At 73.4% G+C, this 18,459-nt stretch carries 16 protein-coding genes; 9 read left to right on the forward strand and 7 right to left on the reverse strand.

What is annotated here, in order from left to right; translation table 11 throughout:
* The first annotated feature begins 160 nt into the window (after positions 1–160).
* The 4 genes from ACYVO2_RS20220 to ACYVO2_RS20235 all read left to right on the forward strand — a co-directional run bounded on the left by ACYVO2_RS20220 (position 161) and on the right by ACYVO2_RS20235 (position 5,359).
* Complete coding sequence (locus tag ACYVO2_RS20220) at positions 161–1,084, forward strand: ABC transporter ATP-binding protein (RefSeq protein ID WP_461009305.1); 924 nt, start codon at positions 161–163, stop codon at positions 1,082–1,084.
* A gap of 53 nt (positions 1,085–1,137) precedes the next feature.
* Complete coding sequence (locus ACYVO2_RS20225; protein ID WP_461009306.1) at positions 1,138–1,854, forward strand: ABC transporter permease; 717 nt, start codon at positions 1,138–1,140, stop codon at positions 1,852–1,854.
* A gap of 34 nt (positions 1,855–1,888) precedes the next feature.
* Positions 1,889–2,914, forward strand: a complete 1,026-nt coding sequence (locus tag ACYVO2_RS20230) for a COX15/CtaA family protein (RefSeq protein ID WP_461009307.1) — start codon at positions 1,889–1,891, stop codon at positions 2,912–2,914.
* A 207-nt stretch (positions 2,915–3,121) separates the two neighbouring features.
* A complete protein-coding gene (locus ACYVO2_RS20235; RefSeq protein WP_461009308.1) occupies positions 3,122–5,359 on the forward strand; it encodes an alpha-N-acetylglucosaminidase in 2,238 nt (745 codons plus the stop codon).
* Positions 5,360–5,381: 22 nt separating this feature from the next.
* On the opposite strand, the gene ACYVO2_RS20240 is transcribed toward ACYVO2_RS20235, so the two are convergent.
* Both ACYVO2_RS20240 and ACYVO2_RS20245 read right to left on the reverse strand, forming a co-directional pair.
* Complete coding sequence (locus ACYVO2_RS20240; RefSeq protein ID WP_461009309.1) at positions 5,382–5,783, reverse strand: hypothetical protein; 402 nt, start codon at positions 5,781–5,783, stop codon at positions 5,382–5,384.
* 59 nt (positions 5,784–5,842) lie between these two features.
* Positions 5,843–6,784 carry a heme o synthase gene (locus tag ACYVO2_RS20245; RefSeq protein ID WP_461009310.1) on the reverse strand — a complete coding sequence of 314 codons (942 nt, stop codon included), beginning with the start codon at positions 6,782–6,784 and terminating at the stop codon, positions 5,843–5,845.
* A gap of 542 nt (positions 6,785–7,326) precedes the next feature.
* Here ACYVO2_RS20245 and tkt point away from each other — a divergent pair.
* From tkt to pgl, 5 genes are all read left to right on the forward strand, one after another.
* Entirely contained in the window at positions 7,327–9,429 is a 2,103-nt protein-coding gene (gene tkt / locus ACYVO2_RS20250) for a transketolase (protein WP_461009311.1), read from the forward strand.
* 58 nt (positions 9,430–9,487) lie between these two features.
* Positions 9,488–10,630, forward strand: a complete 1,143-nt coding sequence (gene tal, locus ACYVO2_RS20255; protein WP_461009312.1) for a transaldolase — start codon at positions 9,488–9,490, stop codon at positions 10,628–10,630.
* Between the two features lie 72 nt (positions 10,631–10,702).
* On the forward strand, positions 10,703–12,223 hold the full coding sequence (gene zwf, locus ACYVO2_RS20260) for a glucose-6-phosphate dehydrogenase (RefSeq protein WP_461009313.1): 1,521 nt from the start codon (positions 10,703–10,705) through the stop codon (positions 12,221–12,223).
* Positions 12,220–13,341 (forward strand): glucose-6-phosphate dehydrogenase assembly protein OpcA, encoded by a 1,122-nt coding sequence (opcA, locus tag ACYVO2_RS20265; RefSeq protein ID WP_461009314.1) that lies wholly within the window; start codon positions 12,220–12,222, stop codon positions 13,339–13,341. Before zwf ends, opcA begins: the two co-directional genes overlap by 4 nt.
* Positions 13,338–14,117, forward strand: coding sequence for a 6-phosphogluconolactonase (gene pgl / locus ACYVO2_RS20270; RefSeq protein WP_461009315.1), 780 nt, complete (start codon positions 13,338–13,340; stop codon positions 14,115–14,117). The genes opcA and pgl overlap by 4 nt, the downstream gene beginning before the upstream one ends.
* Before the next feature lie 159 nt (positions 14,118–14,276).
* On the opposite strand, the gene ACYVO2_RS20275 is transcribed toward pgl, so the two are convergent.
* The 5 genes from ACYVO2_RS20275 to gap all read right to left on the reverse strand — a co-directional run bounded on the left by ACYVO2_RS20275 (position 14,277) and on the right by gap (position 18,441).
* Positions 14,277–14,612: an RNA polymerase-binding protein RbpA gene (locus ACYVO2_RS20275; protein WP_461009316.1), complete on the reverse strand. Its 336-nt coding sequence runs from the start codon at positions 14,610–14,612 to the stop codon at positions 14,277–14,279.
* 238 nt (positions 14,613–14,850) lie between these two features.
* On the reverse strand, positions 14,851–15,084 hold the full coding sequence (gene secG, locus ACYVO2_RS20280; protein WP_461009317.1) for a preprotein translocase subunit SecG: 234 nt from the start codon (positions 15,082–15,084) through the stop codon (positions 14,851–14,853).
* A 165-nt stretch (positions 15,085–15,249) separates the two neighbouring features.
* A complete protein-coding gene (gene tpiA, locus ACYVO2_RS20285) occupies positions 15,250–16,038 on the reverse strand; it encodes a triose-phosphate isomerase (RefSeq protein WP_461009318.1) in 789 nt (262 codons plus the stop codon).
* Positions 16,039–16,040: 2 nt separating this feature from the next.
* Positions 16,041–17,261, reverse strand: a complete 1,221-nt coding sequence (locus ACYVO2_RS20290) for a phosphoglycerate kinase (RefSeq protein ID WP_461009319.1) — start codon at positions 17,259–17,261, stop codon at positions 16,041–16,043.
* A 175-nt stretch (positions 17,262–17,436) separates the two neighbouring features.
* Positions 17,437–18,441, reverse strand: a complete 1,005-nt coding sequence (gene gap / locus ACYVO2_RS20295) for a type I glyceraldehyde-3-phosphate dehydrogenase (protein WP_461009320.1) — start codon at positions 18,439–18,441, stop codon at positions 17,437–17,439.
* Positions 18,442–18,459: the final 18 nt, after the last annotated feature.

Genomic DNA, 18,459 nt, shown 5'->3' on the forward strand with positions numbered 1-18,459 from the left:
TTCCCGTGGACAAGCCGCGTCCCTCCGGACGGGCGGGTGTCCCTCATCACTAAGGGCACCCTTACCGAAAGTCCGCGCTGACCTGCGGTGACGGCCTCGCGACCGCCCGCCGCCCCGACCCCGGCCGCGAGCGGTCGGCCGGGTTCGTAGACTGCGTGCCATGCGCGAACACGCCGCCGTGGAGGTCGCCGGGCTGGTCAAGCGGTACGGCTCGAAGACCGCCGTTGACGGTCTCGACCTCACCGTGCGGCAGGGCGGCCTCACCGCCGTCCTCGGCCCGAACGGGGCCGGCAAGACCACCACCATCGAGACCTGCGAGGGCTACCGCCGCCCCGACGGGGGCACCGTGCGGGTGCTGGGCCTGGACCCCGTCGCCGAAAGCGCGCGGCTGCGGCCCAGGATCGGGGTGATGCTCCAGTCCGGCGGCGTCTACCCCGGGGCGCGCGCCGAGGAGATGCTGCGGCACACCGCGCGGCTGCACGCCCACCCGGTGGACGTGGACCTGCTGGTGGAGCGGCTCGGCCTCGGCAACTGCGGCCGGACCCCGTACCGGCGGCTGTCCGGCGGCCAGCGGCAGCGCCTCGCGCTGGCCATGGCCGTGGTGGGCCGGCCGGAGCTGCTGTTCCTGGACGAGCCGACCGCGGGCCTGGACCCGCAGGCCAGGCACGCCACCTGGGAGCTGGTCCGGGAGCTGCGCGCCGACGGGGCGACGGTCGTGCTCACGACGCACTTCATGGACGAGGCCGAGCAGCTCGCCGACGACGTGGCCATCGTCGACTCCGGGCGGGTGATCGCCCGCGGCAGCCCCGAGGAGCTGTGCCAGGGCGGCGCCGAGAACACCCTGCGGTTCACCGGCCGCCCGGGGCTCGACCTGCCGTCGCTGCTCAAGGCGCTGCCCGACGGCACCGCGGCCGCCGAGGTCACCCCCGGCAGCTACCGCATCGAGGGCAAGGTGGACCCGCAGCTTCTGGCCACCGTCACCTCCTGGTGCGCGCAGAACGGCGTCATGCCCGACCGGATCGCGGTGGAGCGGCGCACCCTGGAGGACGTCTTCCTGGAACTGACCGGACGGGAGCTGCGGTGACTCGGGCGACAGGCACGTTCGCACCGGCGCCGGGGGCGGCCCCGGTGTCCCGGATGATCAGGGCGCAGGCCGCCCTGGAGACCAGGCTGCTGCTGCGCAACGGCGAGCAGTTGCTGCTGACCGTGATCATCCCCACGGTGCTGCTGGTGCTCTTCAGCGCCGTGGACATCGTGGACACCGGGCCCGGCGAGCGGGTGGACTTCCTCGCGCCGGGGCTGCTGGCGCTGGCGGTGATGTCCACGGCGTTCACCGGGCAGGCCATCGCCACCGGGTTCGAGCGGCGCTACGGGGTGCTCAAACGGCTCGGCGCGAGCCCGCTGCCGCGGTGGGGGCTGATGGCGGCCAAGACCGCGTCGGTGCTGGTGGTGGAGGCGCTCCAGGTGGCGCTGCTGGTGGTGATCGCGCTGGCGCTCGGCTGGTCGCCGCACGGCAGCCCGCTGGCGGTGGCCGGGCTGCTGGTGCTGGGCACGGCCGCGTTCTCCGGGCTCGGGCTGCTGATGGCCGGGACGCTGCGGGCGGAGGCCACGCTGGCGGCGGCCAACCTGGTGTTCGTGCTGCTGCTGCTCGCCGGCGGGGTGCTGGTGCCGGTGGACAAGTTCCCCGAGGGGGTGCGGCCGGTGCTGGAGGCGCTGCCGATCACCGCGCTCGCCGAGGGGCTGCGGGAGGTGCTGCGGGACGGCGCCGGGATGCCGTGGGGCCACCTGGGGGTGCTCGCGGTGTGGGCGGTGGCCGGGATCGCGGCGGCGGGGCGGTTCTTCCGGTGGGAGTGAGCCGGGGGCGCGGCCCGGTGGCGGGGGCGCGTGAATGCGTTCACAAGCGGGCGCCTACCATGGCGGGGTGCGATCCGCGTTGAATCCCCTGGCGTACCTCGCCCGCCGCTGGCAGCCCTCCGCCCGTTTCGTGGAGCTGTCGGCCCTGGCCACGGTGGTGATGGCCGTCGTCATCATCGTCACCGGCGGGGCCGTCCGGCTCACCGAGTCCGGGCTCGGCTGCCCCACCTGGCCCACCTGCACCGAGGAGTCCCTCACCCCCACCAGTGAGATGGGCCTGCACGGCGCGGTGGAGTTCGGCAACCGGATGCTCACCTACGTGCTGAGCGCCGCGGTCGGCCTGGCCATCCTCGCCGCCCGGTCGCGCTCGCCGTGGCGGCACGACCTCACCCGGCTCGGCTGGGGCCAGTTCTGGCTGGTGGTGGCCAACGCCGTGATCGGCGGCATCACCGTGCTGACCGGCCTGAACCCGTACATCGTCGCCGGGCACTTCGTGGCCGCGGTCGGACTGCTGACGGTGGCCGTGCTGATGTGGCAGCGCACCCGCGAGGGCGAGGGGCCGGCCAGGCCGCTGGTGCCCGCGCCGGTGCGCCACCTGACCTGGTCCCTGGTCGGGGCGACGGCCGCGCTCATCGTCGTCGGCACCGTGGTGACGGGCGCGGGCCCGCACGCGGGCGACGCGCGGGAGGTGCACCGGATCGGGGTGGACTGGGAGCGCGTCACCCAACTGCACGTGGACCTGGCGTTCCTGGTGGTGGGCCTGACCGTGGCGCTGCTGTTCACGCTGCGCGCGGTGGGCGCGCCCGCGGCCGCCCGGGCCAGGACCAGGGACCTGGCGGTGGTGCTGCTGGCGCAGGGCGCGGTGGGCTTCGTCCAGTACTTCACCCACCTGCCCGAGGTCCTGGTCGGCACCCACATGCTGGGCGCCGCCCTGGTGTGGGTGGCGGTCCTGCGCGTCGCCCTGTCCCTGCGCGAGCGCCCCGCCGCCCCGCCCGCCGCGGTCCCCGCCCCCGACCGCGGCGCGACGGCCCCCGACCCCGCGGTGGCGGCCGCCCGCTAGCCGCCGCCCCCCTCTGGGCGCCGCCCGCCGGCCCGCGTCTCCCCCGCCCCGCCCGGTCCCGCGGGCCACCCGGCCCCCACCCGTTCGCGCGCGCGTTGCGCCAGGGGAACGCAGTGCGTGTCCGGCTGGTGACTCGGGTGCCGGCGCGGGGTATTTATCGCCGTGCCTACTCGTTGCAGAGGTCACCTACCGAAGGGGCGTGGCAACGTGATCCGACGGCGCAGCATCCTCGGCACAGCGGCGGGCATCACCGCGGCCACCACGGTCAAGGGCGCCTCCCCTGCCTCGGCGTCCGAAGCCCCCCGGGAGGACGGGGCGCCGCCGGGGGACGCGGGCGAGGGCCCGTTCGATACCGGGCCCGCGCGGGCGGCGCTGGCCAGGCTGCTGCCCCGCCACGCGGAGCAGGTGCGACTGCGGGCGGCGCAGCGGGCCGAGGGCGGGGCAGACTGGTTCCGGGTGAGCGGCGCGGCCGGGAGTGTCACGGTGGACGGGACCTCGCCGGCCGTTGTGCTGACCGGGTTCCACTGGTACCTGAAGTACTCCGCCGGGGTGGACGTCTCCTGGCCCGGCAGCAGCCTGGGCATGCTGCCGCACCGGCTGCCCGCCCCGGCCAGGGAGCTGCGGCGCACCGCGGTGGCGCGGCGTCGGTTCGCGTTCAACGACACCCACGAGGGCTACACCGGCCCGTACCGGGACTGGCGGGACTGGGAGCGCGAGATCGACCTGCTGGCGCTGAACGGCGTCAACCAGGTGCTGGTCACCGCGGGCCAGGAGGCCGTCTACCACCGCGTCCTCCAGGACTTCGGGTACTCCGAGGAGGAGGCGCGCCGCTGGATCCCGGGGCCGGCGCACCAGCCGTGGTGGCTGCTCCAAAACATGTCGGAGTTCGGCGGCCCGATGTCCAAGCAACTGCTGCGAGCGCGCACCTCGCTGGGCCGGCGGGTGGTCGAGCGGCTGCGGTCGCTGGGCATGGAGCCGGTGCTGCCGGGCTGGTTCGGCACGGTGCCGACGGACTTCGCGCGGCGCAACCCGGGCGCGCACACGGTGCCGCAGGGCGACTGGATAAAGGCGTTCACCCGCCCGGACTGGCTGGACCCGACCGGCGCGCACTTCGCCCGGGTGGGTGAGGCGTTCTACCGGCACCAGGGCGAGCTGTTCGGTTCGAGCGGCCACTACAAGATGGACCTGCTGCACGAGGGCGGCACCCCCGGGGACGTGCCGGTGGGCCCGGCGGCGCGCGGGGTGATGGCCGCGCTCCAGCGGGCCCGGCCCGGCGCGGTGTGGGTGCTGCTGGGCTGGCAGAACAACCCCAGGCGGGACGTGCTGGAGGCGGTGGACCGCAGCCGGGTGCTGGTGGTGGACGGCCTGTCGGACCGGTTCCCCGACCTGGACCGCGAGAAGCAGTGGCTGGGCGCGCCGTACGCCTTCGGCACCATCTACAACTTCGGCGGGCACACCACGATCGGCGCCAACGCCAGGATCTGGACCACGCGGTTCACCCGGTGGCGCACCAAGCCGCGCAGCACCCTGGACGGCATCGCGCTGATGCCGGAGGGGATGGGCACCAACCCGGCGGCGAACGACCTGTTCGCGGAGCTGGCGTGGACGCCCGGGGAGATCGACCACAAGGGCTGGTTCGCGGACTGGGCCGACCGCCGCTACGGCCGCCCGGACCGGCACGCCCGCGCCGCCTGGGAGCTGATCAGGAGCACCGCGTACGCGCTGCCCGAGGGCGAGTGGAGCGAGGCGCAGGACAGCCTGTTCGCGGCCCGGCCGAGCCTGACCACGCGGTCGGCGGCGTCCTGGTCGCCGCAGGAGATGCGCTACGACGGGCGGCGCTTCGCCCGCTCGCTCGGGGAGCTGCTGCGGGTCGCCCCGGCGCTGCGCGGCACCGACGCGTACCGGTTCGACGTGGTGGACGTGGCCCGGCAGGTGCTGGCCAACCACAGCCGGGAGCTGCTGCCGCGAATCGCCGCCGCCTTCGGGGAGCGGGACCGGGCGGAGCTCGACCGGCTGACCGGGCGGTGGCTGGCGGCGATGGAGCTGCTGGAGGAGCTGCTCGCCAGCGACCGGCGGTTCCTGCTCGGCCGCTGGCTGGAGGACGCCAGGCGCTGGGCGGCGGACGAGCGCGAGGCGGCGCGCCTGGAGTTCGACGCGCGGACCATCGTCACCGTGTGGGGTCCGCGCAGGGCCGCCGACGAGGGCGGGCTGCGGGACTACGCCAACCGGGAGTGGGCGGGCCTGGTGGGCGGGTTCTACCTGCCGCGGTGGCGCACCTTCTTCGACACGCTCGGCAAGGCGCTGGCGGACGGCGGGGAGCCGGAGCCGGTGGACTGGTTCGCCCTGGAGGACGCCTGGACCCGGCGCCGCGACACGTATCCGACCCGCCCCGTGGGCGACCCGCACGCGATCGCCACCCGGGTGTGGCGGCTGCTGGGCGACTAGCCGCCGGACGGCCGCGGCCCGGTCAGCCGCTGCCGCCGGGCGCGTACGGCTCGGCCTTGCGCGGGCCCTGGATGCCCGCCATGCGCTTCCACTCGTAGGGGCCCGTGCGCAGCCTGGCGGCGGTCTCGCCGTCGAGGGCGTCGCGGACGGTGATCCCGGCGAGCTCGGCGGCGCGGCGGGCGGTGCCCTGGTCGGGGGCGATCAGGTCGCCCCAGGCGCCGTCCGCCGCCACCAGCACGATCCGGGTGCCGCGCTGCCCGAGGTACTCCAAGGTGCCCTCGGCGGAGCCGCCGTGCTCGGCGGCGAAGCGGCGGGCGGCCCTGGCGAGCTTCTCGGCGCGGCGGGCGGCGCGCCGCTCGGCGCGGGCGGCGCCGTCGCGGGTGCTGTCGTCGCGCGTGTCGTCGGAGGTCGAGGTGGCGGCCATGCCCTCGATACTACTCGCCGGTAACAGGGGCTGCCAGGGTGATCGCCCCGCCGGGGGGATCAGCGCAGGAACGGGTCGATCGCCACGGCCAGGAACAGCAGGGTCAGATAGGTGATCGACCAGTGGAACAGCCGCATCTCCTGGAGCTTCGCCCCGACCACCCCGGCCCGCGCCCGCCGCTGGAGGGCGTGCGCCTCCCACAGCCACAGCCCGCCCAGCGCCACGGCGACGGCCGGGTAGACCAGGGAGGTGTCCGCCACCGGCCACAGCGCCAGCGACACGGCCACCATCACCCAGCTATAGACGACGATCTGCCGGGCGACCACGGTGTTGGACGCCAGCGCGGGCAGCATCGGCACGCCCGCCTTGATGTAGTCCTCCTTGACCTTCATCGACAGCGGCCAGGTGTGCGGCGGCGTCCAGAAGAAGACGACGAGGAAGAGGACCACCGGCGCCCAGTCGAGCGAGTCGCGCACCGCGGTCCAGCCGATGAGCACCGGCATGCAGCCGGCGATGCCGCCCCACACGATGTTCTGCGAGGTGCGGCGCTTGAGGCCCAGCGTGTAGACGAAGACGTAGAACAGGACCGCGGCCAACGACAGCGCCGCGGACAGAAGGTTCACCAGCGCGGCGAACCAGACCGTGGACACCACCGCGAGCGCGATCCCGAAGACCAGCGCCTCCCGCGGCGCGACCATGCCGGTGACGATGGGCCGCCGCTCGGTGCGGCTCATCAGCCGGTCGATGTCGCGGTCGATGTACATGTTCAGCGCGTTCGCGCCGCCCGCGGACAGATAGCCGCCGACCACGGTGGCCAGGACCAGCAGCAGGTCGGGAACGCCGTCCGCGGCGAAGAACATCACCGGGACCGTGGACATCAGCAGCAGCTCGATGATGCGGGGCTTGGTCAGCGCCACGAAGGCTTTCAGCCGGGCGCCGAGTGGCCGGCTACGGGGGCTTGCTCCGATGACCCCTGCGGGCCGGGACTCGACGGCCGTCACGAACACCCCTGAGTTGAAGACATGCGGGCCCCGGGCACATCGGTGTGCGGCCGGGGGCGCTCGCTGCGCGTACCACGCCACTTTAGACGCACGCCGACCAGCGCCCGCGCCGGGGGTCGCCCGTTTCGCGCGCGCCGTCCGCCGCCGCGGGCGGACCGAAGAAGCCCCCGCGCGCGGGCCGGAGGATCCCCCGTGCGGGGGCCTCGCGGCATCCGAGGTGTTCGTGACCCCGCCCGGCTGGGCAGGCGGCAGGCTGGAGCAAGTGACCGGACGGCACGCGCTCCGGGCGCGAGGGGAGCGGGCGCGGGGGACGACGGGAGGCGGGCCGTGGGCGGGCCCCGCCCCGGCCCGGCCGGGCCCCGCGGAGGGCGGCGGGCCGGCCCCCGGGGGACGAACCGGGTACCGGGCCCCGGGAATCAAGCCCCCTACCCGCCGGTTGCCCTGAGTATCGAAAGGATGCCCACCCCCCAGCGGTAGGCTCGGCAGCGCCCGGATTGCACGCCGTCAGCGGCGTTCGACAGTGAGAGGAGCCCTGACTCAGGGTGAGCACCAAGTCGACCCCCACAGCCTTCGAGTGGACCGATCTGGACCGGCGGGCCGTGGACACCGCCCGCGTGTTGGCCATGGACGCCGTGCAGAAGGTCGGCAACGGCCATCCGGGCACGGCGATGAGCCTGGCGCCCGCCGCGTACCTGCTGTTCCAGCGGATGATGCGGCACGACCCGACGACCCCCGACTGGGTGGGCCGCGACCGGTTCGTCCTGTCCCCCGGCCACACCAGCCTGACCCTCTACATCCAGCTCTACCTGTCCGGCTACGGCCTGGAGCTGGACGACCTCAAGGCGTTCCGCACCTGGGGCAGCCGCACGCCGGGCCACCCGGAGCACGGCCACACCGTCGGGGTGGAGACCACCACGGGGCCGCTGGGCCAGGGCATCGCCAACGCGGTGGGCATGGCCATGGCCGCCCGCTTCGAGCGCGGCCTGTTCGACCCGGACGCGCCCGCGGGCGAGTCCCCGTTCGACCACACCATCTGGGCCATCGTCTCCGACGGCGACCTGGAGGAGGGCGTGTCGGCCGAGGCGTCCTCGCTGGCGGGCCACCAGAAGCTCGGCAACCTGATCGCGGTCTACGACGACAACCACATCTCGATCGAGGGCGACACCGCCACCGCCCTGTCCGAGGACGTCGGCAAGCGCTACGAGGCCTACGGCTGGCACGTGCAGCGCATCGAGCAGTCCGGTGACGGCGACATCGACGTGGCCGCGCTGCACGCCGCGCTCACCGAGGCGCAGGCGGTCACCGACCGTCCGTCGCTGGTCATCGCCCGCACGATCATCGCCTGGCCCGCGCCCAACGCCCAGAACACCGAGGCCGCCCACGGCTCGGCCCTCGGCGAGGAGGAGGTCGCGGCCACCAAGCAGGTGCTCGGGTTCGACCCGGCCAAGCACTTCCAGGTGGAGCCCGAGGTCCTCGAGCACGCCCGCGCGGTGCTGGACCGGGGCCGCGAGGCGCACGCCGCCTGGGAGAAGCAGTTCCGGGCGTGGCGCCAGGCCAACCCGGACCGGGCGGCCGAGTACGACCGGATCGCCGCGGGCAGGCTGCCCGACGGCTGGGAGAAGGCCGTGCCGGTCTTCCCCGCCGGCAAGTCGGTGGCCACGCGCAAGGCGTCCGGCGAGACCCTCAAGGCCCTCGGCGCGGTGGTGCCCGAGCTGTGGGGCGGCTCCGCCGACCTGGCCGGGTCGAACAACACCACCATCGACAAGAACTCGTCGTTCCTGCCCGCGGACAACCCGCTGCCCGAGGCCGACCCCTACGGCCGCACCGTGCACTTCGGCATCCGCGAGCACGCCATGGGCTCGACCATGAACGGCATCGCCCTGCACGGCAACACCCGTGTCTACGGCGGCACCTTCCTGGTCTTCTCCGACTACATGCGCCCGGCGGTCCGCCTGGCCGCGCTGATGAAGCTGCCCGTCACCTACGTGTGGACGCACGACTCCATCGGCCTGGGCGAGGACGGCCCCACCCACCAGCCCATCGAGCACCTCGCGGCCCTGCGCGCCATCCCCGGCCTGAACATGGTGCGCCCCGCGGACGCCAACGAGACGGCCGTGGCCTGGCGGACCATCCTGGAGCGCCACCACGTCCCCGGCACCGGCCCGCACGGCCTCGCGCTGACCCGCCAGGGCGTGCCCACCTTCGACCGGGACACCTACGGCTCCGCCGAGCTGACCGCCAAGGGCGGCTACGTGCTGGCCGAGGCGTCCTCCGGCGCGCCGCACCTGATCCTCATGGGCACCGGCTCCGAGGTGCAGATCGCCCTGGAGGCCAGGGAGCGCCTGGAGGCCGAGGGCATCCCCACCCGGGTGGTGTCCATGCCCTGCCAGGAGTGGTTCCGCGAGCAGGACCAGGCCTACCGCGAGACGGTGCTGCCGCCGAACGTCCGGGCGCGCGTCTCCGTGGAGGCCGGTGTGGGCCTCGGCTGGCGCGAGTTCGTCGGCGAGGCGGGGCGTGTGGTGAGCCTCGAGCACTTCGGCGCCTCCGCCGACTACAAGGTGCTGTACGAGGAGTTCGGGCTGACCACCGAGGCGGTGGTGAAGGCCGCCCGCGAGTCGCTCGCCGCGGTCTCCACCGCCGAGTGACGCCACGCGATCCGACACAACGCCGCGCGATACCACACAACGAGGAGATGTAGGTCATATGACGGACGCACTCAAGCGCCTCAGCGACGCGGGCGTGGCGATCTGGCTGGACGACCTGAGCCGCACCAGGATCAGCTCCGGCAACCTCGCCGAGCTCGTCGAGAACCAGCATGTCGTGGGCGTCACCACCAACCCGACGATCTTCCAGAAGGCGATCGGCGAGGGTGAGGGCTACCACACCCAGCTTCGCGACCTCGCCGTGCGCGAGGTCACCGTGGAGGAGGCGGTGCGCATGATCACCACCTCCGACGTACGGGACGCGGCCGACGTGCTGCGGCCGGTGTACGAGGCCACCGACCGCCACGACGGCCGGGTGTCCATCGAGGTCGACCCGCGCCTGGCCCACCGCACCGACGCCACCGTCGCCGAGGCCAAGCAACTGTGGTGGCTGGTGGACCGGCCCAACCTGTTCATCAAGATCCCGGCCACGCTCGCCGGCCTGCCCGCGATCAGCGAGGTGATCGGCCGCGGCATCAGCGTCAACGTCACGCTGATCTTCTCCCTGGAGCGCTACCGCCAGGTGATGGACGCCTACCTGGAGGGCCTGGAGAAGGCGCAGGCCGCCGGCCTGGACCTGGCCACGATCGAGTCGGTGGCCTCCTTCTTCGTCTCCCGGGTGGACACCGAGATCGACAAGCGGCTCGACGCCCTGGGCACCCCCGAGGCCAAGGAGCTGCGCGGCAAGGCGGCCGTGGCCAACGCCCGCCTCGCCTACCAGGCGTACGAGGAGGTCTTCGGCTCCCTGGACGGCACGGTCCCGCCGTCGGAGCGGTGGGCCGCGCTGGAGCGGGCCGGCGCCAACCGGCAGCGCCCGCTGTGGGCGTCCACCGGTGTGAAGGACCCCGCGTACAAGGACACCCTCTACGTGGACGACCTGGTCGTCGCCGGCACCGTCAACACCATGCCGGAGGCCACGCTCGGCGCCACCGCCGACCACGGCGGGATCACCGGCGACACGGTGCACGGCACCTACGAGCAGGCCCGCGCCGACCTGGACGCCCTGGAGCGGCTCGGCGTCTCCTACGACGACGTCGTGGCCAGGCTCGAGGAGGAGGGCGTGGAGAAGTTCGAGACGTCCTGGAACGACCTGCTGAAGTCCGTGGAGGCGGCCCTTTCGGAACACAACCCGAAGAAAGGCTGAGCGACGATGACGGACCTCACCGGACAGGCGGCGCGGCGCTCCGGCGCCCGCGCCGCCGCGGGGGTGTGAACCGTGACGACCAATCCCCTGCGCAGCCGCCAGGACAAGCGGCTGCCACGCATCGCGGGCCCGTCCGGCCTGGTGATCTTCGGTGTCACCGGCGACCTGTCCCGCAAGAAGCTCATGCCCGCCGTCTACGACCTGGCCAACCGCGGTCTGCTGCCGCCCGGCTTCTCGCTCGTCGGGTTCGCCCGCCGCGAGTGGGGGCAGGAGGACTTCTCCCAGGTCGTGCACGACTCGGTCAAGCAGCACGCCCGCACCCCGTTCCGCGAGGAGGTGTGGGCGCAGCTCGCCGAGGGCTTCCGCTTCGTGCCGGGCGAGTTCGACGACGACGACGCGTTCGAAAAGCTCCGCACCACCATCGAGGAGCTGGACAAGGAGCGCGGCACGGGCGGCAACTTCGCGTTCTACCTCTCGGTGCCGCCGAAGTTCTTCCCGCAGGTCGTGCGGCAGTTGCGGGAGCACCGGCTGTCCGAGGGCCAGAACGGCTCGTGGCGGCGCGCCGTCATCGAGAAGCCGTTCGGGCACGACCTGGAGAGCGCGCGCGAGCTCAACCGGATCGTGCACGAGGTCTTCCCGCCGCACGAGGTGTTCCGGATCGACCACTACCTGGGCAAGGAGACCGTCCAGAACATCCTGGCCCTGCGGTTCGCCAACACCATGTTCGAGCCGATCTGGAACCGGTCGTACGTCGACCACGTGCAGATCACCATGGCCGAGGACATCGGGATCGGCGGCCGCGCGGGCTACTACGACGGCATCGGCGCGGCCCGCGACGTCATCCAGAACCACCTGCTGCAACTGCTGGCGCTGACCGCGATGGAGGAGCCGGTCTCCTTCGACGCCGACGCGCTGGTCACCGAGAAGATCAAGGTGCTGTCGTCGGTCAAGCTGCCCGAGGACCTGGGCGCGTTCACCGTGCGCGGCCAGTACGCCCACGGCTGGCAGGGCGGCGAGGAGGTGGCGGGCTACCTGGAGGAGGAGGGCATATCCCCCGACTCCAAGACCGACACCTACGCCGCCATCAAGCTGGAGATCGACAACCGCCGCTGGGCCGGGGTGCCGTTCTACCTGCGCACCGGCAAGCGGCTCGGCCGGCGGGTCACCGAGGTCGCGGTGGTCTTCCAGCGCGCCCCGCACCTGCCGTTCGACACCACCGCCACCGAGGAACTGGGGCAGAACGCCCTGGTGATCCGGGTGCAGCCGGACGAGGGCGTGACCGTGCGGTTCGGCTCGAAGGTCCCGGGCACCGCCATGGAGGTGCGGGACGTGTCGATGGACTTCGCCTACGGCGAGTCGTTCACCGAGTCCAGCCCGGAGGCGTACGAGCGGCTGCTGCTCGACGTGCTGCTCGGCGACGCCAACCTCTTCCCGCGGCACCAGGAGGTCGAGCTGTCCTGGCAGATCCTCGACCCCATCGAGCAGCACTGGGAGCAGCACGGCAGGCCCGAGCCCTACACCTCGGGCACCTGGGGTCCGGCCGCCGCCGACGAGATGCTCGCACGAGACGGACGGAGCTGGCGCCGGCCATGAACATCGACCTGACGAACACCACTTCGAGCCAGATCAACGCCGCCCTGATCAAGGCCCGCAGGGCCCTGGGGTCGCCCGCCGTCGGGATGGTCCTCACGCTGGTGATCGTCACCGATGAGGGCAACCACTACGACGCCCTCAAGGCGGCGAGCGAGGCGTCCCGGGAGCACCCGTCCCGGATCCTCGTGGTCATCAAGCGGCCGGGCCGCTCCCCGCGGGCCAGGGCCGAGGCCCGCCTGGACGCCGAGGTCCGGGTCGGCGGCGAGACCGGCACCGGCGAGACGGTGCTGCTGCGGCTGCACGGGGAGCTGGCGGGCCACGCCCAGTCCGTGGTGCTGCCGCTGCTGCTGCCGGACGCGCCCGTCGTGGTCTGGTGGCCGGACGAGGCGCCGGACCACCCGGCCGAGGACCCGCTGGGCGCCCTCGCGCAGCGCCGGGTCACCGACGCCGCGGCCAACGAGGACCCGGTGGGCGCGCTGCTGCGGCGGGCCGAGACCTACACGCCGGGCGACACCGACCTGGCCTGGACCCGGCTCACCCCGTGGCGCAGCGTGCTGGCCGCGGCGCTGGACCAGAAGCACTCGGCGATCGCCGCCGCGGTCGTGGAGGGCGAGGCGTACAACCCGAGCGCCGAGCTGCTGGCGCTGTGGCTGGCGGAGCGGCTCGGGGTGCCGGTGGAGCGCAACGTCTCCGAGGGCCCCGGCCTGACCGCGGTGCGGCTCCGGACCGCGGACGGCCAGATCTGCCTGGACCGGTCGGACGGGCGGCTGGCGGAGCTGGCCATGCCCGGCCAGCCGGACCGGCACGTGGCGCTGAAGCGGCGCGGCACCAGCGAGCTGATCGCCGAGGAGCTGCGGCGCCTGGACCCGGACGACAGCTACGCCGCCGCGATCCGGTTCGGCCTCGACCAGCTCAGGCGGCGCGGAGGCTCCGCGCAGGCCGTGGTGGAGCCCGCCGGGGACGGCGGGCCGGCCGAGGGCGCCGGGGAGGAGAAGGCGGAGGAGGCCGCGACCGCGGGTGCGGGCCGGACCTCGGCCGCCGCCTCGTCCACCAGGCGCGGCGTCACCGCCCGGCTGCCGCTGAAGCCGGCCGCGTCCCGCCGCAGGACCCGGCGGTGACCGCTCCCCAGGTGGTCGTCCACCGCGACCCCGACCTGATGGCCAAGGCCGCGGCGGCGCGGCTGATCACCAGGATCGTGGACGCCCAGGCGGCCACCGGGACGGCGCACGTGGTGCTGACCGGCGGCCGCAACGGCAACGCGCTGCTCGCGGCCATCGCCGGCTCCCCGGCCAGGGACGCGGTGGACTGGGCGCGGCTGCACCTGTGGTGGGGCGACGAGCGGTTCCTGCCCGAGGGGCACCAGGACCGCAACGACACGCAGGCCCGCCGGGCGCTGCTGGACGCGGTGCCGGTCGATCCGGCGCGGGTGCACACCGTGCCCGCGCCGGGCGGGCGGGACGGCGACGACCCGGAGGTGGCGGCCGAGGCGTACGCGCGCCGGCTGGCCGAGCACGGGCGGCCCGGCCACGGCGGGGTGCCGCCCTTCGACGTGCTGCTGCTCGGGGTCGGCCCGGACACCCATGTGGCCTCCCTGTTCCCGGAGCACCCGGGGGTGCGGGAGACCGAGAGCACGGTGGTCGCCGTGCGCGGGGCGCCCAAGCCGCCGCCGACCCGTGTCTCGCTGACCCTTCCGGCGATCCGGGCGGCCCGCGAGGTGTGGCTGCTCGCGGCGGGCGAGGACAAGGCGGAGGCCGTGGCCGTAGCGCTCAGCGGGGCCGGCGAACTGGCCGCGCCCGCGGCGGGGGCCCGGGGCACCGTCCGCACCCTGTGGCTCCTGGACCGCTCGGCCGCGGGGAAGCTGCCGCCCCAGTTGTACCCTCCGGCGTCGCCGTAGGGGCCGGGGTGCGGTGGGGGACGCCTCCGGCGGCCGGAGGGCTGCGCCCCCGGACCCCCACCGCCACTCCCCCGGCCCACCCCGGAAACACGCGAGTGCCCGCCCCGCGCAGCGGGACGGGCACCCACAGGACGACGAGGAAGCCTCGCCCGGGAAGGGCTAGATCTCGCCGCGGAGCTTGGCCAGGGCCTCGGCGAGGATCGCCTCGCCGTCGGCGTCGCTGCGCCGTTCGCGCACATACGCCAGGTGCGTCTTGTAGGGCTCGGTGCGCGGCGGGTCCGGCGGGCTCTCCCGGTCCTGCCCGGCCGGGAATCCGCAGCGTGGGCAGTCCCAGGTGTCCGGGATCTGCGCATCACTGGCGAAGCTCGGTCGGGTCTCGTGCCCGTTCGAGCACCAGAAGGAGACGCGCAGCCGCGGGGCTGACTCGCCGCGCTCCGCCTCCCCCATCGGCCCCGCACCGACCCGACTGCCACGGATCGCGTTGCCACTTGCCACGGTCGTAACTCCCTGCGTGATGGTGCTGCGCCGCCGGATCCCTCAGGGTCGGCACCTGCGTGAGAACGTCCCAGTGTACGGAGGGCGTCCGCCCGCTTACGCCGACGCGGCGCGCCTCGTTGCCTCATGATAAGCCGCGTCAACTACGGGCTTTCAGTTTTCGGCGGACGGGAGCGACTTCCACGGCCCGGGACCGTCCCGTCCCGGGCCCCGGACGCGCCCTGAGCCCGCCCCGCTCCTACTCGAACTTCAGCAGCAGGCCGAGGATCACGATGACCGCGAACCACGTCAGGCCCGTCACCACGGTGATCCGGCGCAGGTTGCTCTCGGCCACCGACGAGCCGCCGACGGAGGCCTGCATGCCGCCACCGAACATGTCGGACAGGCCGCCTCCCTTGCCCTTCTGCATGAGCACCAGCAGCATCATGAGCAGGCTGAGAACGATGAGGGCGATCGAGAACCCCATAATCACGGCTGGACCAACTCTTTCGTGTGATGCGCTCGTGCGCGCGGGAGAAGTAGGGGCCGGAACCCCCGCCTGACGCGGATCCCGGCCCCCGACAGCGTACGACTGCACTCCGGTGTACGGCGAGCCCCGGCCGGGCGGAGGCACCCGCCCGGCCGTGTCCCGGGCCGCTCAGGAACCGACGGACTGCTCCCGGTACCGGACGATCCTGACGAACTCCTCCGCGTCCAGCGACGCCCCGCCGATCAGGGCCCCGTCCACGTCGGGCTGGGCCATGATCGAGGCGACGTTCCCGGACTTGACCGAGCCGCCGTACTGGATCCGCACCTTGTCGGCCAGCTCCTGGTCGTACAGCTCGGCGAGGCGGGCGCGGATCGCTCCGCAGACCTCCTGCGCGTCCTCGGGCGTGGCCACCTCGCCGGTGCCGATGGCCCACACCGGCTCGTAGGCGATCACGATCGACTCCGCGTCCTTGGCGGGGACGTCCTTCAGCGCGCCGTCGAGCTGGGCGAGGGTGTGCGCGACCTGGTTGCCGGCCTTGCGCACGTCCAGGCCCTCGCCGACGCACAGGATCGGGGTGACGCCGTGCCGGTAGGCGGCCTTGACCTTGGCGTTGATCAGCTCATCGGTCTCCGCGTGGTACTGCCGCCGCTCGGAGTGGCCGATCACCGCGTAGGCGCAGTTCAGCTTGGCGAGCATGGCGCCGGAGATCTCGCCGGTGTAGGCCCCGCCGTCGTGCGCGGAGATGTCCTGGGCGCCGTACCTGATGCTCAGCTTGTCGCCGTCCACCAGGGTCTGCACGGAGCGCAGGTCGACGAAGGGGGGCAGGACCGCGACCTCGACGGCCTCGTGGTCCTTCTCGTTCAGCGCGAACGCGAGCTTCTGGACGTGGGCGATGGCCTCGAGGTGGTTGAGGTTCATCTTCCAGTTGCCCGCCATCAACGGGGTGCGGGTCGCCATGGTCAGTCCTCCAGTGCGGCGAGGCCGGGGAGCGTCTTGCCCTCGAGGTACTCGAGGCTGGCGCCGCCGCCGGTCGAGATGTGTCCGAACGCGGCCTCGTCGAAGCCGAGGGTGCGCACCGCCGCGGCGGAGTCGCCGCCGCCGACGACGGTGAACGCGGAGCTGTCCGCGAGCGCCCGGGCGACGGCGCGGGTGCCCTCGGCGTAGTCCGGGTGCTCGAAGACGCCCATGGGGCCGTTCCAGAAGACGGTGGCGGCGTCGGCGAGCTTGGCGGCGAACAGCTCCTGGCTGCGCGGGCCGATGTCCAGGCCCATCCGGTCCGCCGGGATCGCGTCCGCGTCGACCGTCTCGGGGCTGGTGGGGGCCTGCTCCTTCAGGTCGGGGAACTCGGGGGCGGCCACGACGTCCACCGGCAGCACGAACTCCACGCCCTTGGCCTCGGCGCGGGCCAGGTACTCCCGCACGGCCGGGATCTGGTCCTCCTGGAGCAGGCTGCCGCCGACCTCCTTGCCGGTGGCGGCGAGGAAGGTGTAGCTCATGCCGCCGCCGACCAGGATGCGGTCGGCGCGCTCCAGCAGGTGGTCGATCACGCCGAGCTTGTCGGAGACCTTGGCGCCGCCGAGCACCACGGCGTAGGGGCGGGCCACGTCCTCGGTGAGGCGCTTGAGGACGTCGACCTCGGTGGCGATCAGGCCGCCCGCGGCGTGCGGCAGGCGCGCCGGCAGGTCGTAGACGGAGGCGTGCTTGCGGTGCACGGCGCCGAAGCCGTCGCCCACGTACAGGTCGGCCAGGCGGGCGAGGCTGTCGGCGAAGGCGCCGCGCTCGGCGTCGTCCTTGGCGGTCTCGCCGGGGTTGAAGCGCAGGTTCTCCAGCAGGGCGACGGCGCCGTCGGCGAGGTTCGCCACCGCCTTGTCGGCCTCGGAGCCGATGGTGTCGCCGGCGAACGCGACCGGCTTGCCGAGCAGTTCGCCCAGGCGGGCGGCGACCGGCGCCAGGGAGAACCTGGGGTCGGGCTCGCCCTTGGGGCGGCCGAGGTGGGAGGCGACGATCACCTTGGCGCCGCGCTCGGCGAGGGCGGCGATGGTGGGGACGGCGGCCCGGATCCGGCCGTCGTCGGTGATCCGGACGTCACCGGACTCCGGGGAGCCGGCGAGCGGGACGTTGAGGTCGGCGCGGACGAAGACGCGCTTGCCCCTCACGTCCAGGTCGTCGATGGTCTTCATGCGTGGGTCACACCTTCACGGAAGCGTCGGCGGAGGAGAGGGGACCGCCCTTGCGCGGGCGGGCCCCGGATGACGGCGGGCCCGGAGAACGGGCCCGCGCACAGGCCAGGGCTCGCACGGCGGGTGCCGCCGTACGAGCCCCTGCCTCACCGCGGCCGGAGTGAGGCCGCCTCGCTCAGAGCTTGTCGCCGATGAAGGCGGTGAGGTCCACCAGACGGTTGGAGTAGCCCCACTCGTTGTCGTACCAGCCGACGACCTTGACCTGGCTGCCCTGGGCCATGGTCAGCGGGGAGTCGAAGGTGCAGGAGGCGGGCCAGTTGACGATGTCGGAGGAGACGATCGGGTCCTCGCTGTAGGAGAGGATGCCCTTGAGCTGCCCCTCGGCCGCCTTCTGGAAGGCCTCGTTGACCTCCTCCTTGGTGACCTCGCGCTCCAGGGTGACCACGAGGTCGGTGACCGAGCCGGTGGGCACCGGCACGCGCATCGCGATGCCGTCGAGCTTGCCCTTGAGCTCGGGGATGACCAGCGACGTCGCCTTGGCGGCGCCCGTGGTGGTCGGGATGATGTTCTGCGCGGCGGCGCGGGCCCGGCGCAGGTCCTTGTGCGGGAAGTCCAGGATGACCTGGTCGTTGGTGTAGGCGTGGACCGTGGTCATCAGGCCCTTGACGATGCCGAAGCTCTCCAGCAGCACCTTGGCCATGGGCGCCACGCAGTTGGTGGTGCAGGAGGCGTTGGAGATGACCGTGTGCTTCGCCGGGTCGTACTTGTCCTCGTTGACGCCCATCACGACCGTGATGTCCTCGTCCTTGGCGGGCGCCGAGATGATGACCTTCTTGGCGCCGGCCTCGACGTGCTTCTTGGCGTCCGCGGCCTTGGTGAAGCGGCCGGTGGACTCGATCACGATGTCCGCGCCGAGCTCACCCCAGGGCAGCGCGGCCGGGTCGCGCTCGGCGAGAGCCTTGAACGACTTGCCGCCGACGGAGATGGAGTCACCCGAGTGGGTGACCTCCGCGTCGAGGCGGCCCAGGATGGTGTCGTACTTCAGCAGGTGCGCCAGGGTCGCGTTGTCGGTCAGGTCGTTGACACCGACGATCTCGATGTCCGCTCCCTGCGCCAGTGCGGCGCGGAAGAAGTTGCGGCCAATACGACCAAAGCCGTTGATGCCTACGCGGATCGTCACGAACCGATCTCCTCGTTG

The organism is Streptomyces capparidis (assembly GCF_054782095.1).

Coding starts and splice junctions, on each gene's coding strand:
- ACYVO2_RS20230 (WP_461009307.1), top strand. CDS start 1,889: ATGCGTTCACAAGCGGGCGCCTACCATGGCGGGGTGCGATCCGCGTTG.
- ACYVO2_RS20240 (WP_461009309.1), bottom strand. CDS start 5,783: ATGGCCGCCACCTCGACCTCCGACGACACGCGCGACGACAGCACCCGC.
- opcA (WP_461009314.1), top strand. CDS start 12,220: ATGAACATCGACCTGACGAACACCACTTCGAGCCAGATCAACGCCGCC.
- tpiA (WP_461009318.1), bottom strand. CDS start 16,038: ATGGCGACCCGCACCCCGTTGATGGCGGGCAACTGGAAGATGAACCTC.
- ACYVO2_RS20220 (WP_461009305.1), top strand. CDS start 161: ATGCGCGAACACGCCGCCGTGGAGGTCGCCGGGCTGGTCAAGCGGTAC.
- ACYVO2_RS20290 (WP_461009319.1), bottom strand. CDS start 17,261: ATGAAGACCATCGACGACCTGGACGTGAGGGGCAAGCGCGTCTTCGTC.
- ACYVO2_RS20225 (WP_461009306.1), top strand. CDS start 1,138: ATGATCAGGGCGCAGGCCGCCCTGGAGACCAGGCTGCTGCTGCGCAAC.
- tal (WP_461009312.1), top strand. CDS start 9,488: ATGACGGACGCACTCAAGCGCCTCAGCGACGCGGGCGTGGCGATCTGG.